Origin of the sequence: Rhodococcus sp. YH3-3 (assembly GCF_001653035.1) — a bacterium.
Taxonomy (GTDB): domain Bacteria; phylum Actinomycetota; class Actinomycetes; order Mycobacteriales; family Mycobacteriaceae; genus Rhodococcus_F; species Rhodococcus_F qingshengii.
In genome coordinates this window covers 981,526-992,763 of sequence record NZ_BCWH01000003.1, presented here as the reverse complement: position 1 = coordinate 992,763, position 11,238 = coordinate 981,526, and the positions used below count along the sequence as shown (strand labels likewise).

General features: G+C 64.1%; 8 protein-coding genes. 7 read left to right on the top strand and 1 reads right to left on the bottom strand.

The features are described 5' to 3' along the window. Positions 1-8: 8 nt before the first annotated feature. Positions 9-2,582 carry a bifunctional lysylphosphatidylglycerol flippase/synthetase MprF gene (locus YH3_RS29885; protein WP_042450926.1) on the bottom strand — a complete coding sequence of 858 codons (2,574 nt, stop codon included), beginning with the start codon at positions 2,580-2,582 and terminating at the stop codon, positions 9-11. Positions 2,583-2,773: 191 nt separating this feature from the next. Between YH3_RS29885 and YH3_RS29880 the strand changes: the two genes are divergently transcribed. The 7 genes from YH3_RS29880 to YH3_RS29850 all read left to right on the top strand — a co-directional run. Further along, on the top strand, positions 2,774-3,187 hold the full coding sequence (locus tag YH3_RS29880) for a BlaI/MecI/CopY family transcriptional regulator (RefSeq protein ID WP_003944876.1): 414 nt from the start codon (positions 2,774-2,776) through the stop codon (positions 3,185-3,187). 25 nt (positions 3,188-3,212) lie between these two features. Next, positions 3,213-4,166, top strand: coding sequence for a M56 family metallopeptidase (locus YH3_RS29875; protein WP_007730909.1), 954 nt, complete (start codon positions 3,213-3,215; stop codon positions 4,164-4,166). A 261-nt stretch (positions 4,167-4,427) separates the two neighbouring features. Then, complete coding sequence (locus YH3_RS29870) at positions 4,428-6,398, top strand: DEAD/DEAH box helicase (protein WP_007730907.1); 1,971 nt, start codon at positions 4,428-4,430, stop codon at positions 6,396-6,398. Positions 6,399-6,615: 217 nt separating this feature from the next. Further along, positions 6,616-8,073, top strand: coding sequence for an NADP-dependent phosphogluconate dehydrogenase (gene gndA / locus YH3_RS29865; RefSeq protein ID WP_007730904.1), 1,458 nt, complete (start codon positions 6,616-6,618; stop codon positions 8,071-8,073). Between the two features lie 62 nt (positions 8,074-8,135). Then, the gene (locus YH3_RS29860; RefSeq protein WP_003944962.1) at positions 8,136-9,638 is read left to right on the top strand and encodes a DEAD/DEAH box helicase; all 1,503 of its coding nucleotides are present in this window, start codon (positions 8,136-8,138) and stop codon (positions 9,636-9,638) included. A gap of 4 nt (positions 9,639-9,642) precedes the next feature. Then, positions 9,643-10,524, top strand: a complete 882-nt coding sequence (locus YH3_RS29855; RefSeq protein WP_003944968.1) for a DMT family transporter — start codon at positions 9,643-9,645, stop codon at positions 10,522-10,524. A gap of 3 nt (positions 10,525-10,527) precedes the next feature. Continuing rightward, positions 10,528-11,238, top strand: a 711-nt coding sequence (locus tag YH3_RS29850) for an IMP dehydrogenase (protein WP_154100382.1), incomplete at its 3' end; no start/stop codon positions are given.

The window sequence follows — 11,238 nt, the reverse complement described above, 5'->3', positions numbered from 1 at the left end:
ATCGCGAATCAGCGACCCAGAATCGTCCGAACAAGTTTGAATCCCTGACCGATCGTCACGGTCGGCAGGTACGCCCGTCCGACCGCGTTCCCGATGCTCGGCAACGCGGCTGGATCGGCGAAAGTCATGTGCATCGGCACGTACCGAGGCTGGAACTTCGATTTGAAGGCCAACAGCGAACGAAATCCGTACACCGGTTCCAGGGTGCGACCGAGTAGGTCGAGCACGCTGTCCATCATCGCCGAGAAAGTCGTGGCCTCCGGTTCGTTCGCATTCCTCTCGGAGTCACCGGCGATTGTTGCCAACGGTGCACCGGACAGACTGAGGAACTCGACGCCCTCCTCCTCCAATTTCAGTGCAGCGGAGGCGATGAGGAACTCCATCGCGGGACGGAATCCTTCGGAGCGTCGCCTCATGAAGTCGAGTGTCCACCCGACGACTTTGCCGTCGCGGTACACCGGTAGCCACGACGTGACACCGTGCACGGTGCGATCCTCGTCGACGGCGATCAGGCACCGCACTTGTTCGTCGTCGACCTCGTCGAGTCCGCCGAGGGTGAATCCCATCTCGGGCATCCCCTTGTCCGCCACCCATTCCTCCGAGATCGCAACTATCTGATCCTTGATCGCGAGAGGTGCATGAGGGAAGGAAATCCACTCGGCCGTGATCCCGGACTTCTTCGCCCGGTTCAGTGCTGTTCGCACATCCTGGAACCGCTTTCCTGTGAACGCGACCTGTCCGAGGTCGAGCACGGTTTCCTCGGCGACCTGCAGGCCACTCCAGCCCATGGAATCAGTGATGCTTCGGGCGTCGTCGGTCACTGAATAGAAGCAGGGAATCCAACCGTTCGACGAAGCGAACTCGGCAAACTCCTCGATCGCCGTGCGCATGCGATCTGGAGGACCGACCGGATCACCGGTTGTGAGAGCAACACCGGCGATGACGCGATACGCGACGTAACTCGAACCGTCCGCGCTGAACCAGTATGTGTTTCCCTTCCACGTCGTCATCCAGGACAACGGGCTGCCGGTACCGGCGATCAACATGGATCGCGCTCGTTCGGCGGCTTTGGGATCGGCGGTCTTGACCGGCTTGAGGAAACTCACGAACACCAACACGGCGGCGACGCCCCAGAACACGACGCCGGTCCACTCGAAGAGCAACGTCGACTCGATGTCCACGGGAAGCAGACGCGGATCGATCAACTGCAGGTACACGGGCGGTACAAGGCGCTGAGGGAAGTCCGCGAGCAACATCGTTACAGTGGGCTCGCGATCGAACCCGTGCCTGGCGAGCATTCCGCCGCCGACGTAGATCACGGCGAGGACCGCGAGCAAGGTCACGATCGCAGCACCGAGACGTCGGTATGTCTTGGCCGGGGCCGCGACGTCGAAGTATCGACGTGTCGCGATCAGCAGGATCAGTACGAAGAGCGGTGTCAGGAACGGCACCAGAGTTCGGTACACGTTCGGATCGCTGATTCCGTAGAACAAGCTGTCACTGTCGACGGCGTCGACGAACCTGATGACGAAGTTCCCGATCGAGAGGACGAGTAGGACTACCTGAGCACACACTGTCGCAATCCAGGCGAATCTGCGGCCACGACGGAGCCCGTCACTCAACACGAGAACGAAGATCGACGGCATCAGCGAGAGCAGAGTCGGGCCGATACCGGAGAGTCTGAGCTCGAGGAGTCCTCGTCGGCAGTCCGGATCCGACGACGACTCCTCGCACAGTTCTCGAACCTCGGCGACAGTCCAGGGAACTCCGCGGAAGAGGTCACGGAGGACCGCGAGTGGGCCGACCGCCTGCGGGGACAGCGCGGCGATCATCGGGCCGATCGCACTCGCCGCGACGACGATGGCGACCAGGACGCGACCCTCTCGCTGTGTCCCGGCGATGCGCTCACCGCGCGCCGATCGTCCGACGATCCACTGACCGATCACCAAACCCACCACAGCGGCAAAGAATCGGATGACGTCTTGCAGCTGACCACTGAACAAGGCCAAAGTGATCGTCAACGCCAAAGTTCCGACGCGAATGCGACGGCGCCACAGGGTGCCCATGTTCGAGCTGGCGGCCATCGCAGCGCCGACGATCCATGCACTGGCTCCGACCGCGGAGCCCACGTGGAGGCGGAATCCCCAACTGGAATCGAACACCTTCGCAAACGACGCCCAGCCGAGCCCGAGCAGGACTCCCAAGATTTGAGTGCTTGCGCCGGCGATCGCAAGCTTGATCGTTCCCATTCGGCGTTCGAGGGGTGCGGCGACTGCGATCAGGAGCACGGTCGCGCCGAGGTACCCGAGCAGGTTTCCTGCCCACAGCACGGACGTGAGCGGAGTCCAGATGCGGCCGTGCTGGATCGAGCCCATTCCGGCACCGATCGTGTGCTCGAGATCGCGGGACGGTCCGTGAACGAGGCTGCCGGTTGCGGCACCCACGATCCACATGGTGAGAAGTAGAACGACCGTCAACGGTGCGTCGCGAATGCCGAAACGGATGATGCCGGCAGCTTTCTGCGTGACTACCCGCGCCCGTGATGTCGATTCTTCGGTGCCCGGCGAACTGTCGATCGTCATCTACGTGCGGCTACTTTCTGCGGATCGACTGTTGGCTTGCAATTATCGGGCATCGTCATTGTCGGGACTTTCGTCGTCTCACACCACCGTAACCGTCACGCAGATCACTATGGCCAATACCACACCCCCACCGAAGTGGTTACTACTACCAGTAGTACGTATTTCGTCGTGGAAGTCCGTAGAATCGAAGAATGGCAGGTCTAGGTGAACTCGAACGCGCGGTGATGGATCATTTGTGGTCCACATCGGAACCGCAAACTGTGCGACAGGTGCATGAAGCACTCGCGACGCATCGCGAATTGGCGTACACGACGGTAATGACCGTTCTGCAGCGCCTGGCGAAGAAGCATCTGGTGATTCAGCAGCGTGACGATCGCGCACATCGCTATCTTCCCGTCAATAAGCGCGAAGAACTGGTCGCGAGTCTGATGGTCGACGCGCTGGCCCAGGCTCCGGAGTCCGGCGGTCGCGCTGCGGCGCTCGTCCACTTCGTGGGACAGGTCAATGCTGACGAAGCCGATGCTCTCCGCGAGGCGCTCGCTGCCCTCGAGGTGCGCGAGTCCGCGAAAAAGGCTGCGCAGCCCGGAATTTCTAGGCCGAACTGATTTCGTCGTGCATGATGTGTAGGACATGAACGCCACTACTGCACTGGTTTTCGGACTGCTTGCCTTGTTGCTGGCCGGTCCGGTTCCCGCACTCCTGAGCCGCTCCACGTGGCCTTACCGCGCTCCACGCGCGGCGTTGGTTCTGTGGCAAGCCGTCGCAATTGCTGCGGTGCTGTCGGCATTCAGCTCGGGCCTGGCCATTGCCAGCCAGCTGCTCGTTCCCGGCACTGACGGTAGGCCGACGACGGCCCCGACCGCCGAAATCGATGCACTCGGGCTCCCGCTGTGGATTCTGTACGTGGTTGTTTTTGCCCTGACGCTTCTGATCGGCGCGAAGCTGATCTTCTCGATCATCCAGGTCGCTGTGAGAACCCGACGTCGCCGTGCACGTCACCGCGTGTTGGTGGACCTTCTCGACGACTGCGCCATGCCCGCGTCGGTGGAACGCACACCCGATCTGCGGGTACTGGACGTCGACGAACCGATCGCATACTGCCTGCCAGGTCTGCGTCAACGCGTGGTTCTCAGTCAAGGCACTCTGCAGAACCTCGATCATGCCGAGGTCAAAGCCATCCTGACGCACGAGCGTTCCCACCTGCGAGCTCGTCACGATCTGGTCCTCGAGGCTTTCACTGCCGTCAACCACGCGTTCCCCCGTTTCGTTCGTAGCAAGTCGGCCCTGGGATCGGTGCAGCTACTGGTGGAGTTGCTCGCCGACGATTCAGCCGTGCGGGCTACCGGTCCCACTCCCCTCGCGCGGGCGCTTGTCGCGTGTGCCGGATCGACGGCACCCCGCGGGGCAATGGCAGCGGGCGGGCCGTCGACGCTCATCCGAGTGCAACGCCTCTCGGCCGACGACGCAGATCCCCGCATCGCAGTTTTTGCGTATCTCGGGGCGGTCGCGATTCTCGTTGTTCCCACGGTTGCGGTGGCTGTGCCCTGGCTCACCGAACTTCGACTGCTTTTCAACGCATACTGAGTCTTGACCTGCGTAACCCCGTGTAGTAGTGCAGGTCACAGGCGGGGCTACCTGACTTCGGTGTCCCCGGTGGCGTAGAGTGGATCACGGCCACCATCGTGGTCCGTCAACATATAACGGCACACAGCCCAATTCCCCGCAGTATGCGTTCGGATTGCCAGGTGACATGTGCCCTGGCTCGTCCCTTTGCGAACTGTGTCGTGTATTTCAGCATGGCTTCTTCCGCTCCGCGACGTGCCCGTAGTCCGGAGAGGTTTCCGCGTGACCAACGCTGTCCAAATGTCGTCTTCCGAGAACATCGAAGACCCCACCGTCAACACCCCCGCTGCCGAAGAAGCAGTCGCCACCGAGCCGGGTATCACCTTCGCCGAGATCGGCCTGCCCGAGCAGCTTGTTGCCGCATTGGCGCGCAACTCCATCACCGTCCCGTCCCCCATCCAGGCGCAGTCCATCCCGGACGCGCTCGCCGGAACCAACGTTCTCGGCCGCGCACAGACCGGATCGGGCAAGACCCTCGCCTTCGGCCTGCCGATGCTGACCCGCCTCTCACGCCACGAAGATCGCCCGGCCGCCAAGCGTCCCCGCGCACTCGTGCTCGTCCCCACCCGTGAGCTTGCTTTCCAGGTGGTCGACTCCCTCAACTCCTACGCCGGCGCACTCGGACTCACGGTTCGTCCCGCTGTCGGTGGAACGCCGTTCGCCAAGCAGGTCGATCAGCTCCGACGCGGCGTAGACGTCCTCGTCGCAACGCCGGGTCGTCTCGGCGACCACCTGCGTCAGGGCACCTGCATCCTCGACTCGGTGGAAATCACCGCACTCGACGAAGCCGATCAGATGGCAGACATGGGCTTCCTGCCCGAGGTTCGCTCGATCCTCGGTGAGACCCCCGCAGACGGACAGCGTCTGCTGTTCTCGGCAACCCTCGACCGTGAGGTCCAGTCGCTGGTTCGTCAGTTCCTGGCCAACCACGTCACCCACTCCACCGAAGACGGCCGCGCAAGCGTCGACACGATGGAGCACTACGTTCTCCTCGTCGATCGTGGACAGAAGGATTCCGTTCTCGCCGAGATCGGTGCCCGCGACGGACGCACCATCATGTTCGCCCGCACCAAGCTCGGTTGCGAGGGAATCACCGACCGCCTCCGCGCAGTCGGCATCGCTGCCGAGTCGCTTCACGGCGGCAAGGCACAGAACCAGCGCACCCGCGTCCTCGAGCGTTTCAAGAACGGCCGCACCCCGGTCCTCGTCGCAACGGACGTCGCAGCACGCGGCATCCACGTCGACGGCATCGACCTCGTCGTTCACGTCGATCCCCCGGCCGACCACAAGGACTACCTGCACCGTGCTGGTCGTACCGCTCGCGCCGGCGAGAAGGGCACCGTTGTCGCCATCGTGCTGCCGAACCAGAAGCGTCAGTTCAAGCGTCTGACCGGTATGGCCGGCGTCAATGCCGCAGCCGTTGCCGTCACCCCGGGTTCTGCTGAACTTGCTCGCATCACCGGCGCCAAGAAGCCGACCGGAGAACCGTTGCGCGAGAGCTCTTCTCGTGGCGAGCGTTCCTTCGGTGATCGTGGTGGAAGCCGCGGCGGATACCAGGGCAACCGCTCGTCCGGTGGATACCAGGGCAACCGCTCTTCGGGTGGCTACCAGGGCAACCGCGACGGCGAGAGCCGCGGCGGATACCAGGGTGATCGCTCCAGTGGTGGTTACCAGGGCAACCGCGACAGCCGCCCCTCGACCGGATACCAAGGAAACCGCTCTTCGGGTGGCTACCAGGGCAACCGCGACGGCGAGAGCCGCGGCGGATACCAGGGCAACCGTTCGTCCGGTGGTGGATACCAGGGTGATCGCTCCAGCGGTGGTTACCAGGGCAACCGTGACAGCCGTCCGTCCTACGGAGACCGCGACAGCCGCCCGTCGACGGGTTACCAGGGCAACCGCTCGTCGGGCGGATACCAGGGAAGCCGTGACGGCGAGAGCCGCGGCGGATACCAGGGCAACCGTTCGTCCGGTGGTGGATACCAGGGCAACCGCGACAACAACCGCTCGTACGGCGATCGCGACAGCCGCCCCTCGACCGGCTACCAGGGCAACCGCTCCTCCGGTGGATACCAGGGAAACCGCGAAGGCGGCGACAACCGTGCAGCCTCGACCAGCGGTGGCGGCTTCCGCAGCCGCACCGACCGTCGTAGCTATGACGGATTCGACGGCCCGAAGCGCGATCAGCGGTAATACCTGCGCTGAGCTGCGGCTCGACAACTGAACACTGAGAACCTTCCGGCTGTGCCGGAAGCTGTATCGAGACGGATGCAGGTCACTGCAATTAAAGTGATCTGCATCCGTGTTTTGTATGCACGGTCTGATGTTCACGCGCGTCGCGGCCGCACCGTTTTCGGCTGCGCACAGCGCAGGATTTCACAGCCGCGGACCGAGAGGGAAAGCTGTAAGCATGTCAACCACTAGCACCGAATCACCCCGAGCTCAGATCGGCGTCACCGGCCTGGCCGTCATGGGTTCGAATATTGCCCGCAATTTCGCCCGCCACGGTCACACCGTTGCCCTGCACAACCGCAGCATCGCGAAGACCGATGCCCTGATCGCCGAGCATGGTTCCGAGGGCGATTTCGTGCGCACCGAGACCGTCGAGGAGTTTGTTGCCGCACTTCAGAAGCCGCGACGCGTCCTGATCATGGTCAAGGCCGGCGCCCCGACCGATGCTGTCATCGAAGAGCTCGCAAACGCCATGGAGCCCGGCGACATCATCATCGACGGTGGCAACTCGCTCTACACCGACACGATCCGTCGTGAAGCGGCGATCCGCGCCCGCGGACTGCACTTCGTCGGCGCCGGTATCTCCGGTGGCGAAGAAGGCGCACTCAACGGTCCGTCGATCATGCCGGGCGGCCCGAAGGAGTCCTACGAGGCTCTCGGCCCGCTTCTCGAGTCCATCTCCGCTCACGTCGACGGCACCCCGTGCTGCACGCACATCGGCCCCGACGGCAGCGGTCACTTCGTCAAGATGGTGCACAACGGCATCGAGTACGCCGACATGCAGCTCATCGGCGAGGCGTACAACCTCTTCCGCGACGCTCTGGGCTACGACGCCGGTCAGGTTGCCGACGTCTTCACCGAGTGGAACAAGGGCACCCTCGAGTCCTACCTGATCGAGATCACCGCCGAGGTGCTCCGCCAGGTCGACGCCGAGACGGGCAAGCCTTTGGTCGACGTCATCGTCGACGCTGCCGAGCAGAAGGGCACGGGCCGCTGGACGGTCAAGTCCGCTCTGGATCTGGGCGTGCCGGTCACCGGTATCGCCGAGGCCGTATTCGCTCGCGCACTGTCCGGTAGCCGCAATCAGCGCGCCGCAGCTCAGGCGCAGGGTCTGGCTGCCGGCTCTCTCGGCGACAAGCCTGCTGACGCCGAGCAGTTCGCCGCCGACATCCAGGCCGCGCTGTACGCGTCGAAGATCGTGGCGTACGCGCAGGGCTTCGATCAGATCGCTGCCGGCAGCGCCGAGTACGACTGGAACCTCAAGCCTGCCGACCTGGCGACGATCTGGCGCGGTGGCTGCATCATCCGTGCGCAGTTCCTCAACCGCATCAAGGACGCGTTCGACGCCGATCCGAGCCTGCCGAGCTTGATTCTGGCGCCGTACTTCCGCGAGGCCATCGAGGCAGGCATCGACAGCTGGCGCCGCGTGGTCGCCACCGCGACGATGCTCGGCATTCCGGTACCTGCGTTCGCGTCCTCGCTGTCGTACTACGACGGTCTCCGCGCGGAGCGTCTGCCGGCCGCCCTGACTCAGGGTCAGCGCGACTTCTTCGGCGCGCACACCTACGAGCGCATCGACAAGCCGGGCAAGTTCCACACACTGTGGAGCGGTGACCGCAGCGAAATCGAGGCCTGATTCACAGCGGGTATCGGTAGATGCGGTCATCTGCGTCTACCGATACCCGGTAGCCTGGACAAATGCAGGAATCGACGATCGACTCGCCCACCTCGACCGAAGGGCGTTCGTTCGTCGACCTCGGAATCCCCGCCGTGATGGTGCACGCGTTGCGCCGAAGCGGCATCGATGCCCCCTTCCCCATTCAGTCGGCAACCATCCCCGATGTTCTTGCCGGTCGGGATGTACTCGGGCGCGGTGCGACGGGTTCCGGAAAGACTCTGGCCTTCGGGCTTCCGATGCTGGTGCGCCTCAAGGGTGGGGCGAGCAAGCGGAATCGTCCGCGCGGTTTGGTGCTCGCTCCCACCCGTGAGCTGGCGATCCAGATCCACAAGGCACTCGACGACGCCGCTACCGAGATCGGTTTGCGTGTGGCAAATGCGGTCGGGGGCGTTCCGATCAAGCGTCAGGCCGACATCCTTGCCCGCGGCGTCGATCTGCTGATCGCGACCCCCGGGCGCTTGCTCGACCTACTCGAGCAGAAGTCGGTGATTCTCGACGACGTCGTGATCACGACCATCGACGAAGCCGACCACATGGCGGACATGGGCTTCATCGACGAGGTTGCGAAGATTCTCGACACGACTCCGAAAGACGGTCAGCGTCTTCTCTTCTCAGCGACACTCGACGGCAAGGTCGACGATCTGGTCGCGGGTTACCTGCGCAATCCGGCGTCGCACTCGACTGCTCCCCCGGTTGCGACCGTCTCGACCATGGAACATCATCTGCTCTTCGTCGACCGCGACGACAAGAGATCCGTTGTCGCACATATCGCTTCGCGTGCGGGGCGGACCATCATGTTCGTCAAGACCAAGCACGGTGTGGATCGTCTTGCGCAGCAACTGCATTTGATCGGCGTCTCGGCCGGGGCTCTGCACGGCGGCAAGACGCAGAACAATCGGACCAAGACCCTCGCGTCGTTCTCCGACGGGACAACACCGGTCCTGGTCGCCACCGATGTCGCCGCGCGCGGAATCCATGTCGACGACGTGACGCTCGTCGTTCACGTCGATCCCCCGGCCGAGGCGAAGGACTACCTGCACCGGGCCGGCCGGACGGCACGCGCCGGCGAATCGGGCGTCGTCGTCACCATCGTCACCGACGAAGAACGTGATTCGGTCGAGAAGTTGACCAAGCAGGCAGGCATCAAGGTTCACGGTGTGCGGGTTCGTCCTGACGATCTTGAACTCACGCGCATCACCGGTGCGATGGAGCCGACGGGAATTCCGGTCGAGGCTCCCGATACGACGGTTGCCGTCAAGCACACCGCCAAGCGTGGCCGTCAGGAACACGACACTGCAGGCCGGACCGCTGCCGGAGGCCGGATGAAGAAGGACGGCGACAAGCGCGCCGCCTCCTCGCGGCGCGTCACCGATCCGAAGAGTGTGAAGAAGATCCGTGCGGACGGCACTCCGGTCCCGACCCGTTCGGAGCGTCTGGCGTCCAAGGGCTTGACCCCGCGTCGCGGCGCACCCGGCGCAGGAAAGCCGTCTGCCGGAAATCGGGCGGGCAAGCGCGCACACTGAGGGAATGGGTGATCTTCCACTGATCTCGGTTCTCTGCGCACTTCTCGCTGCACTGCTCTTCGCGTGCGCTTCGGTCGCTCAGCAACGGGCGGCGTCCGCGGTTCCCGAGGGCGAGGCGTTGGTGGCGTCGTTGATTCGCAGTCCTCGGTGGTGGGCCGGGCTGATCGGTGACGGCGGCGGGTACGTCATGCAGGCCGTTGCACTGTCGTTGGGTTCGGTGTTGGTGGTGCAGCCGCTGATCGTGACCTCGTTGCTGTTCGCGCTGCCTCTCTCGGCCAAATTCTCGGGAATCCGCATCACCCGTTCCGCGTGGTCACTGGCGATCATGCTCGCGATTTCCTTGGCGATCTTCCTCGTCGTCGGCGATCCCACCGAGGGAGACAGCAATGCTCCATGGTCGGATTGGGCTGTGCCCCTGACGATTACGGTCGCAGTGGCCGTGGCCGCAACTGTCGGCGGCTTGTCCAAACTCGACGGCGGCTGGCGCGCACTGCTTCTCGGCTCTGCGGCAGGCATCTTCTACGGCGTCGCCGTCGCATTCACCAAGTACGTCACCGACCTACTCGGCCACGGCGTCGTCGGGGTGATTTCGGCATGGCAGACGTGGGCGCTGATCGCCTCGGGCGCAATCGGGGTCTACCTGCAACAGCGCGCGTTCCAGGTCGGGCCGCTGTCGGCGTCGCTACCCGCCCTGACGATCGGCGAGCCGATCGCGGCCATCTTCCTGGGGATGACAGTGCTCGACGAACGCCTCCGCGTCGACGGTCCCGGAATTGCTCTCATCGGGTGCGCCGTCGCCGTCATGATCATGACCACGATCGCCCTTTCCCGCTCACAAGCGCGCGATACCGAGGGCGCTACGGCGGAATCGACGGTAGGCTCGTGAAACGTGCAGTTCCTCGAAGGGCAACGCCCCCCATACGACCTGACCTACGACGACGTCTTCCTCGTCCCTAACCGGACCGAGGTCACCTCTCGGTTCGACGTCGATCTCAATTCTTCCGACGGATCCGGAACGACCATTCCCGTCGTGGTCGCCAATATGACCGCAGTCGCCGGCCGCCGCATGGCGGAGACTGTCGCCCGCCGCGGCGGACTGGTCATCATTCCGCAGGACGTCCCCACCGAAGCTGTCGCCGAGACCGTGGCGTTCGTCAAGAGCCGCCACCTCGTCGCCGATACGCCGGTCACGCTTAGTCCGGACGACGCCGTCTCCGATGCGCTGGCGCTGCTTCCCAAGCGTGCTCACGGCGCGGTCGTGGTGGTCGAGGACGGTAAGCCTCTCGGTGTCGTCACGGAGGCTGCCTGCGCGGATGTCGATCGGTTCACTCGCCTACGTACCGTCGCGATCACCGACTTCGTCACGGCCCCGGTCACCGCCACACCGCGTGAGGTCTTCGAACTGCTCGAAACCAAGCACGATCCGCTGGCGGTCATCGTCAACGAAGACGGGACTCTTGCCGGCGTCCTCACCCGCACCGGCGCGATCCGTGCCGGCATCTACGACCCCGCAGTCGACGCGCGCGGCGCACTCCGGGTCGCTGCGGCGGTCGGTGTGAACGGTGACGTGGGCGCCAAGGCCAAGGCACTCGTCGACGCC